Below are 26,424 nucleotides of genomic sequence, written 5' to 3'. Positions count from 1 at the left end.
AATGCGACATTAGCTCAGTTGGTAGAGCGGTACCTTGCCAAGGTACAGGTCATCGGTTCGAACCCGATATGTCGCTCCAAATTCCAGACGCCCACTGTCTTTAAATGTGGACTTAAGTGATGCGACATTAGCTCAGTTGATAAAATAGAAGGTCGGTACCTTTGTTGATTATCAGCTCGGATGATGAAGCAGATAAGCGATGCGACATTAGCTCAGTTGGTAGAGCGGTACCTTGCCAAGGTACAGGTCATCGGTTCGAACCCGATATGTCGCTCCAAATTCCAGATGCCCACTGTCTTTAAATGTGGACTTAAGCGATGCGACATTAGCTCAGTTGATAAAACAGAAGGTTGGTACCTTTGTTGATTGTCAGCTCGGATGATGAAGCGATTAAGCAATGCGACATTAGCTCAGTTGATAAAACAGAAGGTTGGTACCTTTGTTGATTGTCAGCTCGGATGATGAAGCAAATAAGCGATGCGACATTAGCTCAGTTGGTAGAGCGGTACCTTGCCAAGGTACAGGTCATCGGTTCGAACCCGATATGTCGCTCCAATCTTTATTTCCCCCTCAAAATCCTTAAAAAGTGCTTTTCGTGATCTGCCGCAGGTTTCTTGCGTTTTGTCTAATGTAGCGACATTTGTAAGCACTGATTTATGACCTTGTTCAAATATTCCCACCTTTTTTACTTCCATAATGTCTTCATACCGAATTGAATTGTGCCGTTGACGGCAGAAGAATGGAGATAGGCAGATGCGTATTCAACAGTTACGTGAACTCCTTGAATTTATAGCGAAATGTCGTCTTGATATGGCTCAGCTCTATCATAGATTACACACTCAGGCCGACTCATCCAGGGTCAAACTAATGCTGGAATATTTTGAACAGCATCAGAAACATATTGCTGAAACTCTTGAAAACTATATCGATGATGCGCCAAACAAGATCCTCGATACCTGGTACAAAGACATTGTCTTTGAGGACTTCGGCAAGCGCTGCCGCGATACCATGCTGGCGGCCAATATGACAGAAGATGATGTGCTGAATCTGCATCTGGATCTGGAAAACCGCTTGATTGCCTTGCTGGAAAAAACTGCCGGTTCGTCGGCTTCGGCCGAGGTGAAAGGGGCATTGGAAGACTTGGTGCGGGTCGAGAAGATCCAGCAGCAACGACTGGTGCACAGTACTATACGTATGGACGATATTTAACTTCTCCCAGACTTGGCGGATCTGCTTGGGTCTGCCGTTAGTTCTGCCCGGCCCAGACCGGGCTTTTTCATTTTTATCAACTTGTTCTGATTCAAGTCATAAATACTCACTGACTTTACTGCTAGTGTGTTATCAATCATCACAGTCTTTATGCTGATTTTTTATCGGTAGCGTCAGCGCCCGAAAGATGCCGATGGCGACCAATAAGGCGCAGAGAGCCAGGAGCCAGAACCAGGGAAATACCCAGTTAAAGGGTAATCCCAACAGTAATACGCAGAGTATTAAAATAAGCAGTGTCAGTAGCATCATTCCTGTGCTTCCTTCCGGCATCCTTTGCCACAGCATAAGTTTAGTGAACGAGCGGATTTTTTCGAGTTAACAAGTCATCAGTATCTGTCAGTCAGGAGATAGGAGAATCGATATGGCCCAGGATTTGTCAGATATGCCCCGTCAGCTGTATAGCGCCAAGGCTGTACGCCAGGCCGAGTTGGACTGGGTGGCGGCTGAGCAGGGCAGTCTCTATGAGTTGGTCGAGCGGGCCGGAAAAGCTGCTTTTGAGGCATTGGCGGTCAAACTGGCCCCGGACAGCCGGGTGCTGGTCATTGCCGGGCAGGGAAACAACGGTGCCGATGCCTTGGTTTGTTTGCGTTGGTTATTGAACTCGGGTTTCAACGCCAGCTTGTTTATCTTCCCCGCCAGTCAGCCCAGCACTGAGTGGGGGCAAGCCTGGAATAAGTTACAGCAATCCGCGCCGGAACTGGCTCAGGTATCAGAGATAACCGCCGCTGAATACGATTGGATAGTGGACGGTCTGTTGGGAACCGGCCTCAAGGGTGATGTGCGGCCGGAAGCCGCTGGCATGATAGCCCAGATAAATACGGCAAGGGCCAGGGTGCTGAGTCTGGATTTGCCTTCCGGCATAGATGCCGATACCGGCGCAGCTCTTGGGGCGGCAGTCGAAGCCGAGCAGACACTCTGCTTTGCGGCTTTGAAGCAAGGACTCTTGACCGGCAGGGCCAGGCATTGCTGCGGCGAACTGCATTTTGTTGACTTGGGACTAAGTGATTACTTGCCGCCTTCAGATGTAGTCAGAGTCGGCACTGAGTACCTCAAAGGGCTTTTCGATGCCCGCCCCAGGGACAGTCACAAGGGTAAATCGGGCAAGGTTACCGTCATAGGCGGCGATTATGGCATGGGTGGGGCTGTCAGGTTGGCGGGCGAAGCTTGTCTCAGGGCTGGCGCCGGTTTGGTGACTGTGGTGAGCCGGCCGGAGCATCAGCTCACGGTCAATGCCAACAGGCCGGAACTTATGTTCTGGGGCTGTGAATTGGTGGATATGGAAGTTTATCTGCGCCTTGGCTGGGCACAGGTACTGGTGTTGGGGCCAGGGCTTGGCCGCGCCGACTGGGGATATAATCTGTTCAAGGCGGTCAGTCTGAGCGATAAGCCCTGTGTGCTGGATGCCGATGCGCTCAATCTCTTGAGCCAGGAAAAACGCTCCCAGGAGAATCGGGTTCTGACCCCCCATCCGGGGGAAGCCGCCAGGTTGCTGGCAACGGATATTGCTGATGTCGAAGCCAACAGGTTTGCAGCGGTCAGAAAACTGCAAGCTCAATATGGCGGTGTGGTACTGCTCAAGGGTGCAGGCACTCTCATTTATGACGGTAAACAGCTATTTGTTGCCCCTGTGGGGAATCCCGGGCTCGCCAGCGGTGGGTGCGGCGACGTGTTATCTGGTATAATCGGCGCGCTGATGGCTCAGGGACTGGACAACACCCGCGCGACTGTGGCAGGGGTGATAGTTCACGGCGGCGCAGCCGACCTTGCTGCCCGTAACGGGGAGAGAGGCATGCTTGCCAGCGATCTTATGCCCTGGATCCGCCATCTGGTAAACACTGACTTGTAAGCTTAACGGGCCAATGTAAGGCGTGGATCCACACTTAAATGACTATCGAACACAGCTTGACTCTGCAATTGGCAGATGAGACTCAAACTGTCGCCTTCGGGCGACAATTGGCGGCCTTGATCAGTGCGCCGTTGACCATTTATCTGACCGGAGAACTTGGTGCCGGCAAAACGACTTTCAGCCGTGGCTTAATTCAGGCCTTGGGTCATCAAGGTGCGGTTAAGAGTCCGACCTATACACTCGTGGAACCTTATGAGCTTGAAGGAATCGAAGTATATCATTTCGACCTTTATCGACTCAGCGATCCTGAAGAGCTGGAGTTTATGGGGATCCGGGATTACTTCAACGACCGCAGCCTTTGCATTATTGAATGGCCGGAACAGGGAATGGGATGCTTGCCTGCTGCCGATATACATCTGCATATCAAATATGCTAATACTGGTCGCGAAATTTCTCTGCAAGCCGATTCCGACAAGGGTAAGGTGCTATTAAGAAAAATAACAAACAATGGTAAAGACTAATAACATCTTATTTAAACTGACTTTTTTTGTTATCTGTTGGGTGGTGGCGGCGCCGATTTGGGCGGCCAATAAACTCGACGGAGTGCGTATTTGGGCGGCGCCCGAGTCGACCCGGGTGGTTTTTGACTTAAGCCAAGCTCCTGACTACAGCTATTTCACGCTGAGCAACCCTGACAGACTTGTGGTGGATCTGAAAAAGAGCACCAATGGCGTCAAGCTGGAAAAAGTTGAAAACAACAGCCCCTTGGTCAAAAAGGTGCGTTTGAGCCAACCGCCGGAGAAAGGCACGCTGCGGGTGGTCATAGATCTCAAACGGGCCGCTAAGGCCAATCTGTTCTCTCTGCCGCCAACTGCACCATACGGCAACCGTTTGGTGGTGGACCTTGATGACAAGAGCACTTCGGCCAAAGCCAGGGTGACCCCGACAGCCACTGAAGCGGTGCGGGATGTGATTATTGCTATCGATGCCGGCCATGGTGGTGATGACCCTGGATCTATCGGGCCTTCCGGTTTGTACGAGAAGAAGGTGTCATTGGCGATTGCCAAGCGAGTGGAAAAGAAAATTAATGCGACTCCCGGACTTAAAGCCGTGATGATCCGTACCGGCGACTATTTTGTTAACCTGAACCGTCGCTCGGAACTGGCGCGTCAGAGTAAGGCCGATTTGCTGATCTCTATCCACGCCGATGCCTTTACTTCACCTCAGCCCAGAGGCGCCTCTGTGTGGGTGCTCTCCATGCGACGGGCCAATACCGAAATTGGCCGCTGGCTGGAGCAGAAAGAGAAACACTCAGAGCTGCTCGGTGGTGCCGGTGAGATTATTCAAAATACCGACAATGAGCAGTATCTGGCGATGACCTTGCTGGATATGTCGATGGATAGATCTATGGCGATGAGTCACACAGTGGCCAGCGATATTCTTTCTGGTTTGGGCAAGGTGACCAAACTGCACAAGCACAAGCCCGAGTCGGCGAGTCTGGCGGTGCTCAAATCGCCTGATATCCCGTCCATTTTGGTGGAGACTGGTTTTATCTCCAACCCACAGGAAGAGAGGCTGCTCAGTAATGCCAACCATCAGGACAAACTGGCCAAGGCGATTCATAAAGGTGTACTCAAGTATTTTGAAGCCAATCCGCCGGCCGGAACCATGCTGGCCAAGCAGGGCGCTATTAAACACAAGGTTGTCAGAGGTGAATCTCTGTCGGTAATCGCCAATCGTTATGAGGTGTCGGTGGCCGATATCAAGAAAGCCAATAACCTGAAATCGGATGTAGTCCGTATAGGTCAGCAACTGGTTATCCCCAGAGCCTGAGGAAGAGATGGCAATTCAGATATTACCCCCACAACTGGCCAACCAGATTGCGGCGGGCGAAGTGGTAGAGAGGCCGGCCTCCGTCGTGAAGGAGCTGGTGGAAAACAGCCTGGATGCCGGTGCAACCCGAGTCGATATCGAAATCGATAAGGGCGGCGCCAAGCTTATTCGAATTCAGGACAATGGCGGCGGTATTGGCAAGGATGAACTGGCACTGGCGCTGTCTCGTCACGCTACGTCCAAGGTGCATACACTGGACGATCTTGAAGCCATTCTCAGCTTTGGTTTTAGAGGTGAGGCGCTGGCCAGTATCAGTTCTGTTTCCCGCCTGACCCTGACATCTCGCACGGCCGAACAATCCGAGGCCTGGCTTGCTTACGCCGAAGGCGCGGATATGGGGGTCAAGATACTGCCTGCGGCTCATCCAGTGGGCACCAGTATTGAAGTGGTCGATCTCTTCTTCAATACCCCGGCGCGCAGACGTTTCCTCAAGAGTGACAAGACAGAATTCACCCATATCGATGAGTGGCTGAAACGGATTGCGCTGGCCAGGCCGGAAATCCACCTGACGCTGAAACACAATGGCAAACAGGTCCGCAATTATCGTCCGGCAGACAATGAAGCCCAATATCTGCAACGGCTGGCTCAGGTCTGTGGTCGGCCGTTTGCTGAGCAAGCATTGAAGGTGGAATGTCAGCATGACGATATGCGCCTCAGTGGCTACCTGCAGTCCCCCTGGCAAGTTGATCCTTGTGATACTCACTATTTTTATGTCAATGGTCGTTTGATCAGGGACCGTTTGGTGAATCATGCGGTCAGGCAGGCCTTTGCCGGTTTGGCCGAGTTGGAACAACCCGGCTATGTGCTGATGCTGGAGCTGGATCCCCATCAGGTAGATGTCAATGTGCACCCGGCCAAGCATGAGGTGCGTTTCCATCAGGCCAGATATGTGCACGATTATATTCTGCAGGCCTTGAGCTCAGCCCTGCAGCAAGCACAGCAACTGCCGGTCGATGACGTTAATCCGCATTTAAGCCAAACAGATTATGCTGCGCCCATTGATGTGGGTTCAGACGCCGCTGCTACAAGCTTCAACCAAGGTGGAGCGACTGATGGCAGCCGTGCCGAGCCGCGTTTTCGCGAGCCTGAGTCAAGCGGCGGCAGTGCTGGATATCAAAGCCAATATAGCGACAGAGCTCCTTTAAGCGGCAAGGCATTGGGTTCATATTCTGCTGCCGGTTCCCGTCAGGGGGTTGCAGCCCCGTCCAAGTCGGCCATCAGTAGTTATGGTGCCTTGTTGGCGACGCCGAGCGTGGTCAATGAAACCAGTCCTGAAGCCAATGTGACTGTGATGCCGCCTCTGCTGGATGGTGAACATTGGGTGTTGGTCGAAAATGAGCAGCTTAAACTGCTCAAGGTGAAAGCTGCTGCCAAGCGATTGAGATATATTGAGATTATCGCCCGCTTTCCTACCGGGTTGACCGGTCAGCCATTGCTGATGCCGGTTGCTGTGGACGCCGATCCGGAATGGCAGGCATTGCTGGAGGAAAGGGAGACTTTGCTGAGGCAATTGGGGCTGGATCTCAGTATTCGTCATTCGCAGTTGATAATCAAAAAAGTGCCCCCATATCTGAGGGACACGCAACTGGCTAGCTTGATCCCCGAGCTGCTGCAATGGCTCAGATTTGAGCAGCCACAGGAAGCGGCCTTGGCCAATTGGCTGGCGCAGAGCAGCCTTGGCAGTTTTGTCTCGGCGCCATTGATATGGCAGGGGATCTCGGCGTTGGACGAGCAAGCTCGACAAGAAATTTTACAGCTGGCTAAGGTATTGCCTTGGCAGCAATGGTTGGAAGAAGAAGGCAGTGAGTAAGGCGAAACAGCCAAGAGTGCTGACATTAATGGGGCCCACAGCCTCAGGAAAAACAGCGTTGGCGCTAGAGCTCGCCGAACATCATAACTGCGAGATTATCTCGGTAGATTCGGCACTTATCTATCGTGGAATGGATATAGGTACCGCCAAACCCAGTGCGGAAGAGCTAGCTCGCGGGCCACATAGGCTGATAGATATCCGCGATCCCAGCGAAAGTTATTCCGCTGCCGATTTTCGCAGCGATTGTCTGCGAGAGATTGAGCAGATCGTCAATATGGGAAAAACTCCGCTGTTAGTGGGTGGTACCATGTTGTATTTTAAAGCATTATTGGAAGGTTTATCGCCACTTCCCAGTGCCGATGAGGCGATAAGGGCCCAGATACAGCAAGAAGCCGAGCAATTGGGCTGGCAAGTGCTGCATCAGGAATTGGCACGGATCGATCCGGTTTCGGCCGCACGCATTCACCCCAATGACCCACAACGTCTCGGACGGGCACTGGAGGTGTATCGTATCAGCGGTAAGAGTTTGACCGAATTGACTCAGGAAAAATCGCCTGAGCTTCCCTATGATGTGGTGCAGTTTGCCATTGCGCCACAGGAGCGTAAAACGCTGCATGGGCTGATAGAGACAAGATTTATGCAGATGCTGCAGGCCGGATTCAGCGATGAAGTGGCCAAGCTGAAGCAAAGGGGGGATCTGCACCTGGATATGCCCTCGATGCGCTGTGTTGGATATCGCCAGTGTTGGCAATATCTTGAGGGTGAATTTGACCATGATACTATGGTCGAAAAAGCCGTCGCTGCTACTAGGCAATTGGCAAAGCGTCAATTAACATGGTTGCGAGGATGGCCGGAGTTGAATTGGCTGGAGAGTGGGGCGCAAGGGAATTTAGTTCAGCTTATGCGTTACTGCCGCTAGCTTAATAGCCCTAGCTGTATAATACTCAAACCGAACAAGAAAGCTTTTTGTTAGTACTATATAAATTAAAAAAAGGAAATAAAAACATGGCTAAGGGGCAATCTTTACAAGACCCATTCCTGAACGCACTACGCCGTGAGCGCGTTCCTGTTTCCATCTACCTGGTCAACGGTATCAAGTTGCAGGGACAGGTGGAATCTTTTGACCAGTTCGTTATCTTGCTGAAAAACACGGTTAGCCAGATGGTATATAAGCATGCCATTTCAACTGTTGTGCCTTCTCGTCCATTTAATGTGAGCAATCATCAGGGCGGTGGTCAGCAGAACTATAACTCGCAGCACGATGATAGCAGCGAACAGTAATAAGTTAAGGAGTTCACTTCTTGTTTGATCGCTATGAGGCGGGAGAAACTGCAGTACTTGTTCATATCGACTTTTCCGATGAAGACAGTCGGGAAGACCTTCTTGAATTGCAACTCTTGGTCGAGTCGGCCGGGGCGCGTTCGGTAGGGGTGATAACAGGAAGCCGTCGGGCGCCTAACCGCAAGTTTTTCTTGGGGACAGGAAAGGCGGAAGAACTGGCAGCTTTGGTAGCTGCGACCGAGGCAAATGTGGTGATTTTCAACCACGCATTGAGTCCTGCACAGGAAAGAAATCTTGAAATTCTGTGCCAATGCCGGGTGTTGGATAGAACCACACTTATTCTCGATATTTTTGCTCAGCGGGCCCGTACCCATGAGGGCAAGTTACAGGTGGAGCTAGCGCAGTTGCGCCACATGTCGACTCGCCTGGTGCGGGGCTGGACTCACCTTGAACGCCAAAAGGGCGGGATAGGTTTGCGCGGCCCCGGTGAAACCCAGCTGGAAACTGACCGGCGATTGCTGCGGGGGCGGATCAAGTCCATCAATCGCCGTTTGGAGAAAGTGGACAAACAGCGGGAACAAAGCCGTCGTGCCAGGAAGCGAAGCGACCTGGCTACTGTGTCACTGGTTGGTTATACCAACGCAGGTAAGTCCACTCTATTCAACGCTTTGACAACATCTGAGGTGTATGCCGCCGATCAGTTGTTTGCGACTCTGGATCCAACGCTTCGTAAGCTGGAGTTGGACAACGGCGCCGTCTTTTTAGCCGACACTGTGGGGTTTATTCGTCATTTGCCCCATGAACTGGTAGCGGCGTTTAAGGCGACATTACAGGAAACCCGTCAGGCCGATCTCCTGCTGCATGTGGTGGACTGCGCCGACGACAATATGAATGACAACTTTGAGCAGGTGCAAGAAGTGCTCAAAGAGATTGAGGCCGATGATATTCCGCAGCTTCTGGTCTGCAACAAGATAGATCTGTTGGAAGAGATAGGCCCCAAAATAGATTTCGACCCTGAAGGCCGACCATACAGAGTGTGGATCTCGGCACAACAAGGGTTGGGGTTGGATCTTCTCAAGCAGGCGGTGGATCAACTGACCGCAGCTACCATAGTTGAGCTTAGCTTGAGAATACCGGCAACAGCCGGGCATTATCTTGGCCAGTTTTATCGACTGGATGCGATACAGCAGAAAGAGTATGACGACCTGGGGAACTGTATCTTGTCTATTCGTTTACCACAGCCGGACTGGCATCGGCTGGTTAAGCAGAGTCAAGGTGAGTTGGAAACCTTTATCCTCGAACCCGAGATTGATAAAGTAGTTTGTTAATAATCTCGTTTATTCATCCACTTATGGAGAGTTAAATGGCTTGGAACGAGCCCGGTAACAAGGGTAATGATCCTTGGGGAAACAAAGGTGGCAACGACAAGGGGCCACCGGATCTGGACGATGTATTTCGCAATCTGGCCAAACGCTTTGGCGGCAAGGGCAACGGTGGTTCAGGCTTCAGCATGGGAACACTTGCCATAGTTGCAGGTATTGCCCTGGCAGTATGGGGTTTTTCCGGTTTCTACACTATCAAGGAAGCGGAGCAGGGCGTAGTGCTGCGTTTCGGTGAACACGTCGGCGAAGTTGGTCCTGGCTTACACTGGAAAGCCACCTTTATCGATACGGTTTTACCGGTAGATGTTGCATCGGTGCGCTCTATTCCCGCTTCAGGCAGCATGCTGACCGCCGATGAAAATATGGTCGTGGTCGAGCTTGATGTGCAGTATAAGGTGAAAGATGCCTACCAGTATCTGTTTAGTGCCGTTGATGCTAACTCGAGCCTGCGTGAAGCCACCGACAGTGCGTTGCGTTATGTCATAGGTCATTCAAAGATGAATGATATTTTGACAACCGGGCGTGCCAAGGTACGTGATGACACCCGCGCCGAGATTGAACGTATCATTGCACCTTACAATCTGGGATTGCAGATTGAAGACGTTAACTTCCTGCCGGCCAGACCGCCGGAAGAAGTGAAAGATGCCTTTGATGACGCAATTTCAGCACAGGAAGACGAGCACACCTATATCCGTCAGGCCGAAGCTTATCAGCTGGAAATCGAACCTAAGGCCCGTGGTCAGGTGGAACGTATCAGCCAGGATGCCCGCGCTTATAAAGAGCGTGTTGTTCAGGATGCAGAAGGTGCTGTAGCCAAGTTCAACAAGCTGCTGCCTGAATATAAGCTGGCCCCAGAGGTTACTCGTGATCGTCTCTATATCGATGCAATGCAGCAGGTGTTCAGTGATACCAACAAGGTACTGATAGATGCCAAAAATAACGGCAACCTGATGTATCTGCCGCTGGATAAGCTGATGTCTCAGGAAGATAAGCCTAAACCTAAAGCGGAGCAGGAACCCGAGCAGCATGTGGATGCCGTCAGCAGCCAAAGAAATACCAATAACAGCAGCTTCAACGGACGCATGTCCCGCGAAGAGCGTATCCGTCAGGGGAGGGAGTAAACCATGAGCAGATTTGTACTCATTATTATTGCCCTGCTGGCGATTGTTGGTGTGTCTTCATTGATGGTAGTCAATGAAGGGGAACGAGCTATAGTTTCCCGCTTTGGTGAAGTGTTGAAAGACAATGTTGACGGTAAGATGGTGCCCCGAGTTTATGGCCCGGGTCTCAACGTTAAGATCCCGCTGATCGACAAAGTCCGTTATATGGATGCCCGTATCCAGACCCTGGATGGCGCCGCCGACCGCTTTGTGACCTCTGAGAAGAAAGACCTGATGGTGGATTCTTATGTCAAGTGGCGTATCAAGGACTTTGAAAAATACTATCTGGCAACAGAAGGTGGCAACAAGTCCAAGGCAGAGTCGTTGCTGCAGCGCAAGATCAACAGTGACCTGCGTACCGAGTTCGGTAAACTGACCATCAAGCAGATTGTTTCCGGCACCAGCGAAGGCAGCACAAACTTGGCCGAGAGCAGTAGCCGTGATGACCTGATGCGTATTACTCTGGAAAATGCTGCCAAGAGTGCCGAAGGTCTGGGTATAGAAGTGGTCGATGTCAGGGTGAAACAGATAAACCTGCCATCCAACGTCAGCCACAGTATCTTCCAACGGATGCGTGCCGAGCGTCAGGCGGTAGCCAAAAAACACAGGGCTGAAGGTAAGGAAGCGGCCGAGAGAATTCGCGCCATGACCGACGCCAACGTTGTTGTGACTCTGGCCAATGCTCGTCGTGAAGCGGAAAACATTCGTGGTGAAGGTGACGCCATTGCCGCCAAGATTTACGCTGATGCTTATACCAAGGATCCTGAGTTCTTTAGTTTCCTGCGCAGCCTGGAAGCCTATAAGGCTAGTTTTGCCGGTAAATCAGACATTATGGTGCTGGAGCCGGACAGCGAATTCTTCAAATACATGAAGCAAAAAGGCAAGTAACAGTGTTGCTTGAAAGACCCGGACTGGTTCCGGGTCTTTTTTTATCTTTTTCTCAGCTTGATGCGAAAGTCACAGAATTATAAGTATTAATGTGTAAACCAAGAATATATTGTTAATAGTCAAATGGTTATGATTTAGCTTTAGTTAAATTACTTTCGAGATGCTGGTGTTTTGCAGCCTAAATCCGCTGTTTTTTTAACCCAGGCGGCTAAAAAACTGTAATCTCCTTAACCAACTTATGTCTTTTGACTATGATCTGCTTCTAATTTTTCGCTATAATGAGCCCCGCCTCAAAATTCGGCTTTTCCCTTTAGTGAGAACTAAGAGGCCTAAAGTCTTGAAAAACAAAAATTCCAACACCCTCTGGGAGATAAGTGGATGAGCAATGCGCCAGTCGATACCGGACGTCGCAGATTCCTGACAGCTGCAACCGCCGTAGTGGGCGGTGCTGGTGCCGTCGCTGTAGCGGTTCCCTTTATAAAGTCATGGAATCCGAGTGCCAAAGCGAAAGCTGCAGGTGCACCGGTAGAAGTAAATATCAGTAAGCTAGAGCCAGGTCAGCTGATCCGTGTGGAATGGCGTGGCAAGCCCGTATGGATTGTCCGCCGTACCGAGGAAGTTCTTAATGAGCTCCCCACCCACGATGACAGATTGCGGGATCCGGCTTCTGACGAACTACAGCAGCCTGATTACGCCCAAAATGGCGTACGTTCTATTAAGCCTGAGTACTTTATTGCCGTAGGTATTTGTACTCACCTGGGTTGTTCACCTACTTACCTGCCAGACTCTTTTGCAGAGCAGGTTGAAGGTGTGACTTCAGGTTTCTTCTGTCCATGTCACGGTTCCAAGTTCGATATGGCCGGTCGCGTCTTCCAGGGCGTACCTGCTCCACTGAACCTGGTGATTCCCCCACATCAATACATTGATGATGGTAACGTGCTCATCGGCGTAGACCAGGGAGCTGCATAATGGTTAAGAATATAATTGACTGGATCGATGCGCGTATCCCTATGACGGCAACTTATAACCGCCATGTTGGTCAGTACGCCACCCCCAAGAATTTTAACTTCTGGTATTTCTTCGGCTCTCTGGCACTGTTGGTTCTGGTAAACCAGCTGCTGACCGGTATCTGGCTGACCATGAACTATGTGCCTACCGCCGAAGGCGCATTTGCCTCCATCGAATACATCATGCGTGATGTCGAGTACGGTTGGTTGCTGCGTTACATGCACTCCACCGGGGCCTCGGCCTTCTTTGTGGTGGTTTACCTGCATATGTTCCGTGGCCTGCTCTACGGTTCTTACCAGAAGCCTCGTGAACTGCTGTGGCTGTTCGGTATGTTGATCTTCCTGGTGCTGATGGCCGAAGCCTTTATGGGTTATCTGCTGCCATGGGGCCAGATGTCCTACTGGGGCGCCCAGGTAATTATCTCACTGTTCGGTGCTATTCCGGTTATCGGTGATGACTTGACCCTGTGGATCCGTGGTGACTATGTGATCTCAGGTGCAACCCTGAACCGCTTCTTCGCTCTGCACGTTATCGCGTTGCCTCTGGTACTCGTGGTACTGGTATTCCTGCACCTGATTGCGCTGCATGAAGTGGGTTCCAACAACCCGGATGGTATCGAAATTAAGAAGAACAAAGATGAAAATGGCTGGCCTGTTGATGGCATCCCATTCCATCCTTACTTCACTGTAAAAGATATCATGGGTGTTGCCGGCTTCCTGATTGTCTTCTGCTACGTGCTGTTCTTTATGCCTGAAGGTGGTGGTTACTTCCTCGAGAAGCCTAACTTCGAAGCTGCTAACCCAATGAAGACGCCTGAGCATATTGCGCCTGTATGGTATTTCACTCCGTTCTACGCCATCTTGCGGGCCGTACCGGACAAGCTGGGTGGTGTAGTTATGATGGGTCTGGCGATTGCCGTACTCTTTGTGTTGCCATGGCTGGATCGCTGTAAGGTCAAGTCGGTTCGCTACCGCAGCATGATTCACAAGCTGAACATTGCTCAGTTTGCCGTGTCCTTTATCGTCCTGGGTTACCTGGGTGCGGTACCTGCGACACCAACACTGACCATTGTTGCCCGAATCTTTACTTTCACTTACTTCGGTTTCTTCCTGCTGTTGTTCATCTACAGCAAGAGTGAAAAGACCAAGCCAGTACCAGAAAGGGTGACATTCAAATGAAAAAGTTATTGATTGCTTTGGTTGCCTTTGTGCCTGGTATGGTGTCTGCCGCCAGTGGTCACAATGTGCACCTGGAAGATGCCAATATTGATCTGACAGATAAAGAGTCGCTGCGTCGTGGTGTAGAGTTGTTTCAAGACAACTGTGCCGGTTGTCACAGCACTCAATATCAGCGCTACCAGCGTGTCGCCGAAGATCTGGATATTCCTGTCGATGAGATGCGCAAGCTGATCCACACAGATGCCAAGATCGGCGAGCTGATGGAAAACTCAATTGAAACCAAAGATGCGGCCAAGTGGTTCGGTGCCGCGCCACCGGACCTGACTCTGGTAGCCCGTGTCCGGGGTGAAGATTGGGTATATTCCTACCTCAAAGGGTTCTACAAAGACCCAAGTCGTCCTTTCGGCGTGAACAACACAGTGTTCCCGTCAGTCGGTATGCCGCATGTGCTGGAAGGCCTGCAAGGCATCGCAACTCCAGTTATTGAAACTGAAGTTGTTGATGGCAAAGAAGTTACTAAGGTTAAAGGTGTGAATCCAGCTGAAGGTGGCAGTCTGTCTGCGGAAGAGTACGATCAGGTTGTTCGCGACCTTACCGGTTTTCTGGTTTACTCGGCTGAGCCGGTTAAACTGGAGCGCGAAAACCTGGGTAAATGGGTACTCGGCTTCCTGTTCATATTCTTTGTGATCGCATACCTGCTCAAGAAAGAATATTGGAAGGATGTACACTAACCCTTAGAAAGGGGTAGAATATATTATCCGCATAATGTAAACGGGGGGCATTGCCCCTCGTTTACATTTGTTTTTTTCAATTCCGGAGGGTATCAATGGCTGTTGCTGCCAATAAACGCTCTATCATGACCCTGTTCTCAGGTGCCGATGATCTCTATAGCCATCAGGTTCGCATCGTATTGGCTGAAAAAGGGGTAACTGTTGATGTGTTGCAGGTAGATCCCAATGATATGCCAGAGGATCTGCTGGAACTCAACCCTTACAACTCAGTGCCAACGCTGGTAGACCGTGAACTGGTGTTATACGAAAGCCGTATTATCATGGAGTATCTGGACGAGCGCTTCCCGCACCCGCCGCTGATGCCCGTTTACCCAGTTTCCCGTGGTCAAAGCCGTTTGATGATGCATCGCATCGATACAGACTGGTATTGCCTGGTTGATCGCATTCGTAAGGGTGACCGCGCCGATGCGGCCCGTAAAGAGTTGCAGGAAAGCCTGCTGTCTATCGCGCCTGTGTTTGCCGAAATGCCTTACTTCATGAGTGAAGAGTTCGGTTTGGCCGATTGTTATCTTGGCCCCTTGTTGTGGCGCCTGCCGGTGCTGGGTATCGAATTGGATAACCGCACGGGTAAAGATATCAAAGCCTATATGAACCGTATTTTCGAGCGTGAGTCCTTTAAGGCCTCTCTGACCGAAGCCGAGCGCGAAATGCGCATGGGTATCTGATGAAAGATTTGACCCCAAGTCGTCCATATTTGCTTAGAGCTTACTATGAGTGGTTGATGGATAATCAGCTGACTCCACATCTGGTAGTGGATGCCACTATGCCAGATACTCAGGTACCGCTGCAGTATGTTAAGGATGGTCAAATTGTACTGAATGTCGCCGGCAGTGCTGTCGGTGGCCTGAAGCTCGGTAACGAGTTTGTCGAGTTCAATGCCCGTTTCGGTGGAGTGCCACAGCAAGTGCTGTTGCCTATGGCTTCTATTGTTGCCATCTATGCCCGTGAAAATGGTGCCGGTACAGTATTCGATATGGAAGACGCCTATCTGCTTGAAGAGGGTGAAGAGTCACTGCTGAATGTGGTTGAAGAGGTTGAACAGCCACGTACTGAAGCCGAGACTGAACCTGCAGCAGACAAGCCCAAGCGACGTGGCCACCTGACTTTGGTTAAATAGCCGGGTGTCAGCTAAAGCATTGCAAAAAGCCAGTTACAATGACTGGCTTTTTCTTTTCAGTGGCTGCAATACCGCACCGGCCAGCTCCACCCGGTTACGACCATTTATCTTGGCCTGATACAGGGCTTTGTCAGCCCGTTTGAGTGCCTCGCTTGCACTATCTCCAGGTTCGAGAGTTGCCAGGCCTACAGAAGCTGTCAGTTGTAGATAATGGCTTTGATATTCCAGGCCTTGTTGTCTGAGGGACTCAAGGAGTTGCTCACCTCTTTGCTGTAGGGCCTGAGTCCCGGTTTCATCCAGCCTCAGCAGCAAGGCAAACTCTTCCCCGCCTATTCTGGCCAGTCGCTCCTGAGGCTTGAGCGCTTGCTTGAGCAGCTTACTGACATGAATAAGGGCGACATCGCCGGCATCATGGCCAAAGTTATCGTTTATCTTCTTGAAGAAATCAAGATCCAACAGGGCAAGTACCCAGCAGCCCGGCTGCTCTCTTTGCAGTGCGACTTGGCGCATGAATGCGCGGCGGTTAAGCAATCCGGTCAAGGTGTCTGTGTCGGCCTGATGTTGCAGCACTAACTCGGCGCGCTCGGCGTACATTTCGCTGATCAGTAGTATGGCGCAGGAGCTGATAATACATGAGCAGATCACCAAGGCCTGTAAAATGGCCAGAGTGTGTGTAGAAAGCAGGGTGATATCAGGGTGGGATGGCCAGCCGTGCAGCTCAAAGAAGCTGAACAACCCCAGATTGGCTACCATCAGGATCAGGATAGAACGCCATTCACGGATCTCAAACAGTACAACCAACATGATGGCAAACAGCAGGTAATAGCTGTGGATCTTGATACTGGTACCTTGGGCCGTCATTAAAGCTGTGGCGGCATCGGCCATCAACAGCAACATTAAACACCATCTGGCGGCAAAGAACTTGCCTTTGTAGTTGAGCAGTAATACCAGAGGCAGCAGGGCAACAAAGGGCAGTTGATTCAAGCCGGAAAGGAGAAAACCGTGATTTCCGCTGATATAAAAGCCGAAAGTAAATAATAATATAATCGCTATGGAAACCAGTACGCCTAAGTTGACTTGAATGACTTTACGCTCCCGGGTCTTGATAGCACATCTATCACACCCCAGCATCAGCAAAAAATTCAGCAACCTGGTCATATTGGGCATAGGCAAAGCACTTTTATAAGCCACTCGAAATATCAGCTTAATTCAAACCCCGTTGTTGAACCAGTCTTGGCGCCAGATAGCAGCGGATTGCCGGTGAAGTTTGGCGGAACGGCCAATGTCTTTCAGCGGTAAGCGGCAGGCATCTCCCCCTCTGTGCCACTTTGGCTTATTCCCAGATTACAGCGGCTATAAAGGTTAGGATTCTTGGCCAAAATGGCAATAAATCTACCCAAGCTGGCGCGGGAAGTTTCGGTCCCCAGAAAGCACTCGCCTTTTTGAGTAAGTTGAAACTCTTCTATCGGTTTATCGGTTAACCAGACGGGGCGCAGTATGGTGTAGTCGAGTGATGAAGCTTCGATAACATTGGCACTTCTGAGGTTAACAGGCCGGGTGAAACCCACCATACTCTTGTCCCAGCTATTGAAGGGTTCAGGAAGCTCTTCATAGATACCGCCGGCATTGAGTGCAACGAGGCGCTGCACCTGAGCATTTTCCATGGCGTGCACCAGATTTCGGGTCTTGCGGTCCAAATCCATTCCACCCATGGTGTTTATCACCAGATCGATTCCGGGCAATGCCGAGACCAGGTCATCGACTTTGTTGGCATCCCCCTCTACCAGCCGAACTCTGTCATTGTAAAGGTGTTGCAGTCGTTCAGATCTTCGAAGAAAAAGCGTCAGTTGCACTTCCTTTATCTCCAACAAACGCGGCAAGATGGCTTGAGCCGAACGGCCATTGGCACCGATTAACAAAATGTGCATCAACAAACTCCATTAAAGATGAAGGCTGGACAGAGGAGAGCCTCTGTCCGCTTGAAAGTTATAAATACTCACCGAAGAATGCGTTCAACTTATCGAAGGGGATCCGCTCCAATTGGTCATAGAGGTCAACATGGTTGGCGTCTTCGATAATCAGCAGTTCCTTGGGAGAGGCGGCTTCAGCGAAAGCGGTTTCACTGAAATAGCGGGAATGTGCCTTCTCACCGTGGATCAACAAAATGGGCCTGGGAGAGATTTCGGCGATATGAGTCAGCAGAGGTTGATTCATAAATGACATAGGGTTGGTGATGGTCCAGGAAGCATTGGAGTTGATGGCCCTTGGGTGAAAACCACGCGAGGTCTTGTAGTAATCGGCGTATTCCTGCACAAACCGGGGTTCACCTCCCTTAAGTTCCAGAGAGATAGGGCCATAGCCGGGTGAGCCATTTTCGGCATCCAACCAGCGCTGTTGGCTCAACTGGCCCAGAATTTCTTTGCGCTGCTCATGAGTCATGCTGTCGTTGTAGCCCTTGGACATGACCCGGGACATGTCATACATGGTGCTGGTTACCACGGCCTTGATGCGTTGATCCACTGCGGCAGCGTTCAGTGCCATGCCTCCCCAGCCACATATGCCGATAATGCCAATTCGTTGGCGATCCACCTGGCTTTGCAAGCCGAGAAAATCCACGGCGGCACTGAAATCTTCGGTATTGATATCCGGGGATGCGACGTTCCTGGGTTCTCCACCACTTTCACCTGTATAGGAGGGGTCAAACGCCAATGTGGCAAAGCCGTATTCGGCCATCTTTTGGGCGTATAGGCCTGATGATTGTTCTTTCACCGCGCCGAAGGGGCCACTTATTGCGATTGCGGCCAGCTTGCCCTGCCTTGCTTTTGGCAGGTAGAAGTCGGCGGCCAGGGTGATGCCGTAGCGATTTTTAAAGGTGACTTTTTGATGTTCGACCTTGTCACTCTTGCTGAAGGTCTTGTCCCAACTGTCACTGAGCTTCAATTCAGACTCGGCCAATGCCGGAGTGGGGATGGTGGTTGCAATGGTCATGGCGATACCGGCTCCTGTCATTTTCAATAGTTCACGACGCCCATTATCGAGCGTCTCAGAGGGGGATTTTGCTGTGTCTAGGTTGTTCATGCTGGTGTTACTCTTGGTTGTAGGGCTGGTGCTCCAGGTGCTGGTTCAGCGCGGTTTGCGCGCGCTCGGCGCTGGCTTGATTCACCAGTTGCTTCAAGCCGGTGATCACAGATGTGAGTTGCTCAGGTGTTAGTCCCAGATTCATGGCAATGGCTATGTGGGCCTGAAGTTGGGGTTCAGCGCCAGGCAAAACCGCCAACATGGCCAGCGTTGCGATTTCCCTGTCATGCCAGCTCAGGTTATCGCGGCTGAAAATATCACCGAATAAATGGGTCTTGAGAAACTCATCAATGGCCGGTGCAAAGTCAAACAGAGGGCCTTGGACAACGCCTCCAGCCAGTTGTGTCTGGTTGGCTGTACCCGTTGAGAGTAACGCATCACCTTTGGGGAGCGGATGACTGGGCAACTTGCCAATTTCATCTGTCACGCCGCGAGCCTTGCGTGTCTCTACTACTGACATAAGAGTTCCCAGCGCATTGAGGCTACGGGGAAAGCCGGCGTAGGCATAAACCTGTACCAGTATTTCCTTGGTATCGTTGATGGTGAGTCCGGCATCCAGTCCCTGTTCCAGGGCGGTATCCAGCTTGGCCAAGTTACCTTCGGCGGCAAAAGCCGCAATAGGTACTATCGCTTGCTGTCTTGAGGTTAAAGGCTCTGGTTCTGTCATAGTGGGTGTCCTCGATTGGAACGTATGGGGTGTTTGTCCGGCAGTCTGAAATATTGGGATGCAAAGACACAGTATCAGCGGCCAATAACTAATCCCGGGTTTCATGGGTGCTTCCCTGTCTTGTCTGCTTGATCCTGTCCCAGATACTGTTCATCGCTGACCTTTTCCAGCCAACTGACATTACGGCCTTCATTGTCTTGACCCGTGACCACAAGATGTGTCATCGCAGTCTTGGGAGCTGCGCCATGCCAGTGCTTTATGCCTGCAGGGCACCAGATCACATCGCCTGGCTTTATCTGTTGTCGAGGTTTGCCCCATTCCTGTGTGTAGCCTACGCCCTGAGTCACAATAATTTGTTGGCCTTTGGGATGGATATGCCAGGCTGTGCGGGTACCAGGCTCAAAGGTGACATAGGCTGCAGATGCATTGATTTCATCGGTCGCAGGAAACAGTGGGTCGATACGTGCTGCACCAGTGAAAAATTGCTCTGGCCCGGCAATTGAAGGCCGGGAACCTGATTCTGAGATACTTTGCTTTGGCTGAGCAGCCACATTTGGCAGCGAAATAAGCAATAATGTGCAAGTGAATATGAAGTTGAGTTTCATTGCTTTACTCCTTGTTAGAGTGAGACTTGAGCTGTTTACTTTCGATAAGCCCCGCTTTTTCTATGCGGATTTTCTGCCTGCCTGAAAATTTCATCAGCTCTTTGCCAGTGTCTATCCGCCCTAGCGGGATCAAGCCTTGGGCGTAGCCGTGATCACGATAGAAAATGGCCAGATTCCCCCAAGGGGCGTAATAGGTGAGGTCGCCAACCTTGGCCGAATGTCCGCTGGGGACATCCAAGGTGGAGAGCTTTTTGGGTAAGTCCGCGATTTTCTCACTGGCGCCATAGTCGCTCAGTTCAAGTTCAAGGGGTAACAAGGCAAGAAAATCCCGGCTGGCAGAGTTGTCTTCCAGGCTCGCGACCAGGGTTTTGCCGCCCAGTAACAGAGTTATGCTGTGCATGATTTTTGTCTCCTCAATCTGAGTGGGTAACTGGTCTTGAGCCAGAGACATTTGTCCTCCAAGGAAAGGCAGGACAAACATAAATGCCTTGGTTATCTTTAAACAGGCTGTATTGGTCAAAGGCTTTGTCCATGTCATCGTCAGACCCTATCCTTTTGGCTTTTCGGGGTTTCGTAGCCTTGTGTTACCCCGACCAAAGCTGTGGATAGCAACAGCAGCAGGGCGCTGATACCAAAACAGAGTTGGTGGCCACCAATGTCGAATAACACACCTCCCAAGGTAGAACCCAAGGCGATAGAGAGCTGAATGACTGCGACCATCAGGCCACCGGCTGTTTCGGCCGATTGCGGAATAGTCCGTGGCACCCAGGCCCACCAACCCACAGGGGCGGCTGTAGCGATAAGTCCCCAGAGGAGTAACAACACAATCACCGAGATCAATTGAGTGCCAAAGAACGCCAAACCGAGTGCGCTGACGGCCATCAACAAGGGCATGATTTTCAGCGTCAGATAAAATTGTCGTTTCAGAGCCCCATTGATAAGGCTGGTGCCTATGAGCCCGGCCAGGCCTATGAGCAACAGGATCAGGGATAATGGCTTTACAGCCACTTGTGTGACGCTTTCCAGAAACGGGCGAACATAAGTGAATAGGGTAAACTGCCCCATAAACAAACTGGCAATCGCCAGCATACCGGCCAGTACTACTGGAGTGCGTAACAAGCCCAGTACCGCAAAAGTGCCGCGGATCCTCGCTGAACGCTCTCTAACCGGCATGGACGGCAGGCTAAGCCATTGCCAAATCAGGGTGATGACAGCTATTGGCAATAAACAGAGAAAGGCGCCACGCCAACCAAGCATTGAGCCCAGATAAGCGCCGAGAGGGGCTGCCAAAATCATCGCCAAGGCGTTCCCGCCATTGAAGATGGCCAGCGCTTTGGGGACTTGTTCACTCGGTACCAAGCGCATGGCAATAGCCGCCGACATGGACCAGAATCCACCTATGACGACACCGATCAGTGCCCGGCCCAGCAAGTAACTGGCATAGCTATCGGACAGACCTATGATGAGGCCGGAAATCCCCATCAGCCCTGTCAGTCCCAGAAGCAGTGTTTTACGGTTTACCTTACCGGCCAGTACCGGGATAAGTAAGCTGGTCACCACGGCCAATATGCCGGAAATGGCTATCCCTTGGCCGGCCATTCCTTCGGTTATCTGCAGGGATGAGGCTATAGGAGTCAACAGGCTGACCGGCATAAATTCAGACGCAATTAGGACGAAGACACATAACGACATGGCAAAGACACCACTCCAGCAGGCGGTATCTTCAGTGGTTGGAAGCGGATCTGTAACTGAATGGCTCATAGATTGAGAATTTCCCCTCAGGAGTAGCTGGCGCTGGTAGCCGTTGTTGGATGAATTTATGACCAGCAGAATAGGCCTGGACGGCTGTGGTAACAAGCGCTCTAAATTCATTGAAACTATGAATCCAATTCATTAATAACGGATGTTTTTCGGTTATATTGGCCCAGTTTTCGAAGTATTCTTGTGAATATTTGATTGATTTGGTGAGCTGAAGGCCAAGCAGGGGAATAATATGAAGCGGGAAGAATTGAGTGATTTAACTCTATTTATGGCGGTCGCTGAAGAGCGCAGTTTTACTCGCGCGGCGACCCGACTCGAGCTGTCTCAATCCGCGGTCAGCCATGCAATAAGGCGCCTGGAAGAGGGGGTTGGTATCAAATTACTCAATCGTACTTCCCGTAAAGTGTCCACCACAGATGCAGGTGAAAAATTGTTGGCGGCCCTCAAGCCCGGGCTGGGGATGATCAATGCGAGAATTGAAGAGTTGCGACTATTGGGTGATGCCCCTAGAGGGCTGGTGAGACTGGCTACCAGTAAACCTGCGCTGCGAACCCTGCTGTGGCCCAAGTTGTCACAGATAGTGCGTGACTACCCGGAAGTGCAGATTGAGCTGAATCTGGAAAGTCGCCTCACGGATTTGACCGAAGAACGTTTCGATGCCGGGGTAAGGCTGCGGGAGTTTGTCGGCCCGGACATGATTGCCGTGAAAATTGGCCCCGCTGTGCGATTGGCAGCCGTGGCCACCCCTGAATACTTCAAACGCCATGGCGTGCCAAAGCACCCCCATGACTTGGACGAGCATGCTTGCCTGGTATTGAGGTTTCATGCTCATGCACCCGTCTATGACTGGGAGTTTGAAAAAGAGGGCGAAGAGATAGTCAAACACGTATCCGGCCCCTTTATTTTCAGTGAGAGTGATGTGTGTATTGAAGCGGCCAAGGCCGGGCACGGCATTGCCTTTGTTACCGAAGCCGAAGTGACGGAAGAGATAGAGAATGGATCCCTTCGGCGGGTGTTGGCCGATTGGTGTCCGCCGTTTGAAGGATACTGCCTGTGTTATTCCGGGCGGCGTAATATCAGTTCGGCATTCAGGTTGGTTATTGACAGACTCAGGTATGAGGGTAAGGATTGAACTGGCATCAAGGAGAACCGGCCCAAGGCATCTATTATTCAGGATACAATAAGTTTGTCGTTTGAATGAGCCAATAGCTGACCGAATAAAGCTATCCTTGTTCATCCCCAGGTTGAACCAGCTCAGCGTTAAACGTAACATAGCGTGCGCAAAAAGATGGCGCCTGAAAAAAGATGGAACATCTCCAGCGGTATCTTGTTTGCGGCACTGTAAGCCCTATCTCTTAAATCAATCGGTTCCCGTTATATGCTGCTGATGATCGACAACTATGATTCCTTTACCTTCAATCTGGTGCAGTATTTTCAGCAGTTGGGGCTGCAGCCTGTTATCAAGCGTAACGATGAGATTGGGCTCGATGAGATCCGCGAGTTGGCGCCGGATTATCTGGTGATCTCTCCCGGGCCCTGTAGCCCGGATCAGGCGGGGATCTCGCTGGCCGCCATCGAACATTTTGCCGGTAAGTTGCCTATCCTGGGCGTCTGTCTTGGGCATCAATCGCTGGCTCAGGTGTTTGGTGCCAAGGTGGTTCGGGCCAAGCGGGTGATGCATGGCAAGACATCGGCAATCAGTCACAATGACCGTGGGCTGTTTCAAGGCCTGGCCAACCCCTTGACTGTGACCCGCTATCACTCGCTGTTGATTGACCGTGTGCCCGAAGGTTTTACTCTGGATGCCTGGTATGATGACCCGGTACACGGGCGGGAAATCATGGCCATCAGCCATGCCGAGAAACGCCTCTACGGCGTGCAGTTTCATCCCGAATCCATTCTGACCCAGCAGGGGCTTGAACTACTCAATAATTTCCTGCGTCTGGCTTAAGGAGCAGTGAGTCAGTCCTGGATTCGTACCAAGGCTCCATCCTTAACAAGCCTTTACAAGTTTTCAGCTTTTGCAGAACAACATCCTCTGGCAAATATGGTATAACAGGCCGCAATCGCTTGTTTTCTGTCATATGTCGCTTCCCGGCGGCCAAGATAACTATAAAAAGGAAGGATGATGAAAAGCCTGATGCGTCATGCCGGTCTGAGTGTTTTGACTCTGGCCGTTCTCAGCGGCTGCGCCGCCACCGAGCCGCGACTCACCCCCCAAGAGATCACCAACACCAGCCAAACAGTACCCTTGGCAGCGCCTCCTGTGGCCGACAAGCCGTTAACTCTGAATCAAATTATGGCGGATCCCGATTGGATGGGACTCGCCCCCAAGGGTGCCTACTGGAGCGATGACAGCCACGCTGTGCTGTTCGCCCGCCAGCAGAGTGCATCTGTGCTGCGCAGTTACTATCGTCAGGGAGTGGCAGACAAACAGGCGCAGGAGCTGGCGTTGTCTGAACTGCATACAGTTTCGCAACGAGACGGTGTTCTGAGCCCGGATAAGCGCCGCAAGGCTTACATCTATCAAGGCAACCTGTTTGTGAAGGCGCTCGATAGCGGTGAGATCACTCAGTTGACCCGACAAAATACCAAGGTTGAAGGGCTGCGTTTTTTAGCGAATGGCGATCTTGCCTATTGGCAGGCGGGGCAGATATTCAGATTGCATGCAGACTCAGGCCTTGTGGAGCAGCTCGCGGATATCAAGATGGCCAAAGAGCCGGCACAGGCCCAAGAGCCGGAAACTTATCTCGCCAAGGAGCAACACAAGCTGATCCGCTATGTGGCCAAACAGCAGGAAAACGCCAAGTCTCGGGAGACATATCAGCAGCAGTTACAGAATGAAGACCCGACCCTGTCGGCCAAGCCTTGGTATCTGGGCGAGAGTGAGCAGTTGGTGGAACTGAGCCTGTCGCCGGATGGCCGCTATGTGCTGCTGGCGTTGCAGGACAAGAGCTACAACTGGCGTGGCGAGCATGACATCATGCCCAACTATCTTGGCAAAGATGGCTATGTCGATCCTGTGCCCGTGCGAGCCAGAGTCGCTGAAGACAAGGCACCGGGGCAGCGCTTGGTATTGCTGGACTTGCAGCAGCAGAGTCAGAAAGAGATAACCATCGAAGGTTTGCTCGGTTACAACCAGGATGTGTTGGCCGGCGTCAAGGCTGAAAACGCCAAGGCGAAGGGGGAGCGCTACGAAAGTGAAAAAGCCCCGCGCAAGATCCAACTGATGCAGGATTGGGGCTGGCGCCAAAGCGCTATTCAATGGCAAGAGTCGGGCGAGCGAGTGGCCGTAATGCTGGAAGCCGTGGACAACAAAGACCGTTGGCTGGCCCGGCTCGATCTGGCCAAGGGCAAGCTAGTCACTGAGCACAGGCTGCATGATGATGCCTGGGTAAACTATGACTACAATCAGTACGGTTGGCTACCCGGCAGCGAGACCCTTTACTACCTGTCGGAAGAGAGTGGTTATTCGCAGCTGTATCTCAAGCCGCTCGGTGGCAAGGCGCGGGCTTTGACCTCGGGCAAGTTCGTGGTCAGTGACATCACTCTGAGCCCGGATAACCGTTATATCTACTACAAGGCCAACAAAGAACACCCCGGCAAGTACAATGTTTATCGGGTTGAGATAAGTAGCGGCAAGGATGAACAACTGACCCAGTGGAATGGAGTGCTTGACTACAGCCTGAGCCCGGATGGCCGTTCGCTGCTGTTGACCGCCTCCAGCCTGACCCGGCCGGATGAGCTCTATATTCAAACCATAGGCGGTGAGCTGACCCAGCTGACCCATTACACCAGCGACAGCTTCAAGAGCTATCCTTGGCAGGCGCCTGAGGTGGTTGCCGTGCCTTCCAGCCATGGCGCAGGTGAAGTCTATGCCAGGGTGTATCTGCCGGCAGGTTTCGACAAGGATCGCGCCGAATCATATCCGGCGGTGATCTTCAATCATGGTGCCGGTTATCTGCAGAATGCCCATTATGGGTTTTCCGGTTATTTCCGTGAGTTCATGTTCCATAACCTGCTGGCACAGCAGGGATATGTGGTGATGGACATGGATTATCGCGGCTCCAAAGGCTATGGCCGCGACTGGCGCACCGCCATCTACCGTAATATGGGGCATCCGGAAGTGGAAGACTTGGCCGATGGCGTCAAGTGGATGAGCCAGCATGCCAATGTTGATGCCAAGCGGGTAGGCACCTATGGTGGTTCTTACGGCGGCTTTTTGACCTTTATGGCACTGTTTACCCAACCCGAGTTGTTCCAGGCCGGCGCCGCGCTGCGGCCGGTGACCGACTGGGCTCATTATAATGCGCCCTATACCTCGAACATACTCAATACCCCGGAGGTGGATCACATTGCCTATGAACGCAGTTCGCCCATCTACCATGCCGAGGGTTTGCAAAAGCCGCTGCTGATCATGAGCGGAGTCATGGACGATAACGTATTCTTCCAGGACAGTGTTCGTCTGGTGCAGCGACTGATAGAGCTGGAAAAACCGATGTTTGAGACGGCTATTTACCCGGTTGAACCCCATGGCTTCAGGCAGCCATCAAGCTGGCTGGACGAGTATCGCCGTATCTATAAGTTGTTTGAACAAGAGCTGAAATAGTCACTTTACAGGCCTCATACGAGGCCTGTTTCTTTTTGCTATCAAGATATTGCTGATAAAGCCGCTACATATAACAATAAA

The 26,424-nt window shown here is 51.6% G+C and carries 26 protein-coding genes and 3 tRNA genes; 21 read left to right on the top strand and 8 right to left on the bottom strand.

The annotated features are described in order from the left end of the window. Window positions 1-3 precede the first annotated feature (3 nt). The 4 genes from ACMHXE_RS00890 to ACMHXE_RS00875 all read left to right on the top strand — a co-directional run bounded on the left by ACMHXE_RS00890 (window position 4) and on the right by ACMHXE_RS00875 (window position 1,209). Window positions 4-79 (top strand) — tRNA-Gly (locus tag ACMHXE_RS00890). A gap of 122 nt (window positions 80-201) precedes the next feature. Then, window positions 202-277, top strand: a tRNA-Gly gene (locus ACMHXE_RS00885). A 202-nt stretch (window positions 278-479) separates the two neighbouring features. Beyond that, a tRNA-Gly gene (locus ACMHXE_RS00880) sits at window positions 480-555 on the top strand. A gap of 198 nt (window positions 556-753) precedes the next feature. Beyond that, window positions 754-1,209 (top strand): hypothetical protein, encoded by a 456-nt coding sequence (locus tag ACMHXE_RS00875; RefSeq protein ID WP_039035507.1) that lies wholly within the window; start codon window positions 754-756, stop codon window positions 1,207-1,209. 132 nt (window positions 1,210-1,341) lie between these two features. Here the strand turns inward: ACMHXE_RS00875 and ACMHXE_RS00870 are convergent, their stop codons facing one another. Further along, complete coding sequence (locus ACMHXE_RS00870; RefSeq protein ID WP_157822699.1) at window positions 1,342-1,518, bottom strand: hypothetical protein; 177 nt, start codon at window positions 1,516-1,518, stop codon at window positions 1,342-1,344. Window positions 1,519-1,630: 112 nt separating this feature from the next. Here ACMHXE_RS00870 and ACMHXE_RS00865 point away from each other — a divergent pair, with 112 nt between their 5' ends. From ACMHXE_RS00865 to ACMHXE_RS00800, 14 genes are all read left to right on the top strand, one after another. Beyond that, window positions 1,631-3,115, top strand: coding sequence for an NAD(P)H-hydrate dehydratase (locus ACMHXE_RS00865; protein WP_101057401.1), 1,485 nt, complete (start codon window positions 1,631-1,633; stop codon window positions 3,113-3,115). Window positions 3,116-3,153: 38 nt separating this feature from the next. Then, window positions 3,154-3,636, top strand: coding sequence for a tRNA (adenosine(37)-N6)-threonylcarbamoyltransferase complex ATPase subunit type 1 TsaE (gene tsaE / locus ACMHXE_RS00860; RefSeq protein ID WP_101057404.1), 483 nt, complete (start codon window positions 3,154-3,156; stop codon window positions 3,634-3,636). After that, on the top strand, window positions 3,623-4,948 hold the full coding sequence (locus ACMHXE_RS00855) for an N-acetylmuramoyl-L-alanine amidase (RefSeq protein WP_101057406.1): 1,326 nt from the start codon (window positions 3,623-3,625) through the stop codon (window positions 4,946-4,948). Before tsaE ends, ACMHXE_RS00855 begins: the two co-directional genes overlap by 14 nt. Window positions 4,949-4,955: 7 nt before the next feature. After that, window positions 4,956-6,818: a DNA mismatch repair endonuclease MutL gene (gene mutL, locus ACMHXE_RS00850; RefSeq protein WP_101057408.1), complete on the top strand. Its 1,863-nt coding sequence runs from the start codon at window positions 4,956-4,958 to the stop codon at window positions 6,816-6,818. Further along, the gene (gene miaA / locus ACMHXE_RS00845) at window positions 6,811-7,737 is read left to right on the top strand and encodes a tRNA (adenosine(37)-N6)-dimethylallyltransferase MiaA (RefSeq protein WP_101057410.1); all 927 of its coding nucleotides are present in this window, start codon (window positions 6,811-6,813) and stop codon (window positions 7,735-7,737) included. Before mutL ends, miaA begins: the two co-directional genes overlap by 8 nt. 86 nt (window positions 7,738-7,823) lie before the next feature. Next, window positions 7,824-8,099 (top strand): RNA chaperone Hfq, encoded by a 276-nt coding sequence (gene hfq / locus ACMHXE_RS00840; protein ID WP_039035513.1) that lies wholly within the window; start codon window positions 7,824-7,826, stop codon window positions 8,097-8,099. 20 nt (window positions 8,100-8,119) lie between these two features. Further along, window positions 8,120-9,427, top strand: coding sequence for a ribosome rescue GTPase HflX (hflX, locus tag ACMHXE_RS00835; RefSeq protein WP_101057413.1), 1,308 nt, complete (start codon window positions 8,120-8,122; stop codon window positions 9,425-9,427). Window positions 9,428-9,462: 35 nt separating this feature from the next. Then, window positions 9,463-10,602, top strand: a complete 1,140-nt coding sequence (gene hflK / locus ACMHXE_RS00830; protein ID WP_101057415.1) for an FtsH protease activity modulator HflK — start codon at window positions 9,463-9,465, stop codon at window positions 10,600-10,602. 3 nt (window positions 10,603-10,605) lie between these two features. Beyond that, window positions 10,606-11,529, top strand: coding sequence for a protease modulator HflC (gene hflC, locus ACMHXE_RS00825; RefSeq protein WP_039035516.1), 924 nt, complete (start codon window positions 10,606-10,608; stop codon window positions 11,527-11,529). Window positions 11,530-11,907: 378 nt separating this feature from the next. Next, window positions 11,908-12,498 (top strand): ubiquinol-cytochrome c reductase iron-sulfur subunit, encoded by a 591-nt coding sequence (gene petA, locus ACMHXE_RS00820; RefSeq protein WP_039035517.1) that lies wholly within the window; start codon window positions 11,908-11,910, stop codon window positions 12,496-12,498. Further along, complete coding sequence (locus ACMHXE_RS00815; protein WP_025011323.1) at window positions 12,498-13,715, top strand: cytochrome b; 1,218 nt, start codon at window positions 12,498-12,500, stop codon at window positions 13,713-13,715. Before petA ends, ACMHXE_RS00815 begins: the two co-directional genes overlap by 1 nt. After that, on the top strand, window positions 13,712-14,446 hold the full coding sequence (locus ACMHXE_RS00810) for a cytochrome c1 (protein WP_101057417.1): 735 nt from the start codon (window positions 13,712-13,714) through the stop codon (window positions 14,444-14,446). Before ACMHXE_RS00815 ends, ACMHXE_RS00810 begins: the two co-directional genes overlap by 4 nt. Before the next feature lie 95 nt (window positions 14,447-14,541). Beyond that, complete coding sequence (sspA, locus tag ACMHXE_RS00805) at window positions 14,542-15,171, top strand: stringent starvation protein SspA (RefSeq protein ID WP_039035519.1); 630 nt, start codon at window positions 14,542-14,544, stop codon at window positions 15,169-15,171. Beyond that, complete coding sequence (locus ACMHXE_RS00800; protein ID WP_101057419.1) at window positions 15,171-15,623, top strand: ClpXP protease specificity-enhancing factor; 453 nt, start codon at window positions 15,171-15,173, stop codon at window positions 15,621-15,623. Before sspA ends, ACMHXE_RS00800 begins: the two co-directional genes overlap by 1 nt. Window positions 15,624-15,656: 33 nt before the next feature. Here ACMHXE_RS00800 and ACMHXE_RS00795 read toward each other — a convergent pair whose 3' ends face one another. The 7 genes from ACMHXE_RS00795 to ACMHXE_RS00765 form a co-directional block, all read right to left on the bottom strand. After that, window positions 15,657-16,790: a GGDEF domain-containing protein gene (locus ACMHXE_RS00795; RefSeq protein WP_101057421.1), complete on the bottom strand. Its 1,134-nt coding sequence runs from the start codon at window positions 16,788-16,790 to the stop codon at window positions 15,657-15,659. Between the two features lie 122 nt (window positions 16,791-16,912). Continuing rightward, entirely contained in the window at window positions 16,913-17,551 is a 639-nt protein-coding gene (locus ACMHXE_RS00790; protein ID WP_037474272.1) for an NAD(P)H-binding protein, read from the bottom strand. A gap of 58 nt (window positions 17,552-17,609) precedes the next feature. After that, window positions 17,610-18,701 carry an alpha/beta hydrolase gene (locus ACMHXE_RS00785; RefSeq protein ID WP_025011317.1) on the bottom strand — a complete coding sequence of 364 codons (1,092 nt, stop codon included), beginning with the start codon at window positions 18,699-18,701 and terminating at the stop codon, window positions 17,610-17,612. A gap of 7 nt (window positions 18,702-18,708) precedes the next feature. Next, the gene (locus ACMHXE_RS00780; protein ID WP_071239094.1) at window positions 18,709-19,368 is read right to left on the bottom strand and encodes a carboxymuconolactone decarboxylase family protein; all 660 of its coding nucleotides are present in this window, start codon (window positions 19,366-19,368) and stop codon (window positions 18,709-18,711) included. A 101-nt stretch (window positions 19,369-19,469) separates the two neighbouring features. Next, window positions 19,470-19,973, bottom strand: coding sequence for a cupin domain-containing protein (locus ACMHXE_RS00775; protein ID WP_025011315.1), 504 nt, complete (start codon window positions 19,971-19,973; stop codon window positions 19,470-19,472). 4 nt (window positions 19,974-19,977) lie between these two features. Beyond that, a complete protein-coding gene (locus ACMHXE_RS00770; protein WP_123117164.1) occupies window positions 19,978-20,373 on the bottom strand; it encodes a cyclophilin-like fold protein in 396 nt (131 codons plus the stop codon). A gap of 140 nt (window positions 20,374-20,513) precedes the next feature. Then, complete coding sequence (locus ACMHXE_RS00765) at window positions 20,514-21,734, bottom strand: MFS transporter (RefSeq protein ID WP_198552059.1); 1,221 nt, start codon at window positions 21,732-21,734, stop codon at window positions 20,514-20,516. A 232-nt stretch (window positions 21,735-21,966) separates the two neighbouring features. On the opposite strand from ACMHXE_RS00765, the gene ACMHXE_RS00760 reads away from it, so the two are divergent. The 3 genes from ACMHXE_RS00760 (at window position 21,967) to ACMHXE_RS00750 (ending at window position 26,343) form a co-directional block, all read left to right on the top strand. Then, entirely contained in the window at window positions 21,967-22,866 is a 900-nt protein-coding gene (locus ACMHXE_RS00760) for a LysR family transcriptional regulator (RefSeq protein ID WP_025011314.1), read from the top strand. A 246-nt stretch (window positions 22,867-23,112) separates the two neighbouring features. After that, on the top strand, window positions 23,113-23,685 hold the full coding sequence (locus ACMHXE_RS00755) for an aminodeoxychorismate/anthranilate synthase component II (RefSeq protein ID WP_101056778.1): 573 nt from the start codon (window positions 23,113-23,115) through the stop codon (window positions 23,683-23,685). Window positions 23,686-23,862: 177 nt separating this feature from the next. After that, window positions 23,863-26,343, top strand: a complete 2,481-nt coding sequence (locus ACMHXE_RS00750) for a S9 family peptidase (protein ID WP_101056777.1) — start codon at window positions 23,863-23,865, stop codon at window positions 26,341-26,343. Window positions 26,344-26,424 lie beyond the last annotated feature (81 nt).

The organism is Shewanella sp. BJSY2023SW007, from assembly GCF_047314525.1.
GTDB lineage: Bacteria > Pseudomonadota > Gammaproteobacteria > Enterobacterales > Shewanellaceae > Shewanella > Shewanella chilikensis.
This window is presented reverse-complemented; position numbering and strand designations above follow the sequence as displayed.

Coding starts and splice junctions, on each gene's coding strand:
- hflC (WP_039035516.1), top strand. CDS start 10,606: ATGAGCAGATTTGTACTCATTATTATTGCCCTGCTGGCGATTGTTGGT.
- ACMHXE_RS00865 (WP_101057401.1), top strand. CDS start 1,631: ATGGCCCAGGATTTGTCAGATATGCCCCGTCAGCTGTATAGCGCCAAG.
- ACMHXE_RS00775 (WP_025011315.1), bottom strand. CDS start 19,973: ATGAAACTCAACTTCATATTCACTTGCACATTATTGCTTATTTCGCTG.
- sspA (WP_039035519.1), top strand. CDS start 14,542: ATGGCTGTTGCTGCCAATAAACGCTCTATCATGACCCTGTTCTCAGGT.
- petA (WP_039035517.1), top strand. CDS start 11,908: ATGAGCAATGCGCCAGTCGATACCGGACGTCGCAGATTCCTGACAGCT.
- ACMHXE_RS00795 (WP_101057421.1), bottom strand. CDS start 16,790: ATGCCCAATATGACCAGGTTGCTGAATTTTTTGCTGATGCTGGGGTGT.
- ACMHXE_RS00870 (WP_157822699.1), bottom strand. CDS start 1,518: ATGATGCTACTGACACTGCTTATTTTAATACTCTGCGTATTACTGTTG.
- ACMHXE_RS00815 (WP_025011323.1), top strand. CDS start 12,498: ATGGTTAAGAATATAATTGACTGGATCGATGCGCGTATCCCTATGACG.
- ACMHXE_RS00755 (WP_101056778.1), top strand. CDS start 23,113: ATGCTGCTGATGATCGACAACTATGATTCCTTTACCTTCAATCTGGTG.
- ACMHXE_RS00810 (WP_101057417.1), top strand. CDS start 13,712: ATGAAAAAGTTATTGATTGCTTTGGTTGCCTTTGTGCCTGGTATGGTG.
- ACMHXE_RS00780 (WP_071239094.1), bottom strand. CDS start 19,368: ATGACAGAACCAGAGCCTTTAACCTCAAGACAGCAAGCGATAGTACCT.
- ACMHXE_RS00855 (WP_101057406.1), top strand. CDS start 3,623: ATGGTAAAGACTAATAACATCTTATTTAAACTGACTTTTTTTGTTATC.
- hfq (WP_039035513.1), top strand. CDS start 7,824: ATGGCTAAGGGGCAATCTTTACAAGACCCATTCCTGAACGCACTACGC.
- ACMHXE_RS00765 (WP_198552059.1), bottom strand. CDS start 21,734: ATGAGCCATTCAGTTACAGATCCGCTTCCAACCACTGAAGATACCGCC.
- ACMHXE_RS00750 (WP_101056777.1), top strand. CDS start 23,863: ATGAAAAGCCTGATGCGTCATGCCGGTCTGAGTGTTTTGACTCTGGCC.
- ACMHXE_RS00785 (WP_025011317.1), bottom strand. CDS start 18,701: ATGAACAACCTAGACACAGCAAAATCCCCCTCTGAGACGCTCGATAAT.
- ACMHXE_RS00800 (WP_101057419.1), top strand. CDS start 15,171: ATGAAAGATTTGACCCCAAGTCGTCCATATTTGCTTAGAGCTTACTAT.
- ACMHXE_RS00770 (WP_123117164.1), bottom strand. CDS start 20,373: ATGCACAGCATAACTCTGTTACTGGGCGGCAAAACCCTGGTCGCGAGC.
- ACMHXE_RS00875 (WP_039035507.1), top strand. CDS start 754: ATGCGTATTCAACAGTTACGTGAACTCCTTGAATTTATAGCGAAATGT.
- ACMHXE_RS00760 (WP_025011314.1), top strand. CDS start 21,967: ATGAAGCGGGAAGAATTGAGTGATTTAACTCTATTTATGGCGGTCGCT.
- hflK (WP_101057415.1), top strand. CDS start 9,463: ATGGCTTGGAACGAGCCCGGTAACAAGGGTAATGATCCTTGGGGAAAC.
- mutL (WP_101057408.1), top strand. CDS start 4,956: ATGGCAATTCAGATATTACCCCCACAACTGGCCAACCAGATTGCGGCG.
- tsaE (WP_101057404.1), top strand. CDS start 3,154: ATGACTATCGAACACAGCTTGACTCTGCAATTGGCAGATGAGACTCAA.
- ACMHXE_RS00790 (WP_037474272.1), bottom strand. CDS start 17,551: ATGCACATTTTGTTAATCGGTGCCAATGGCCGTTCGGCTCAAGCCATC.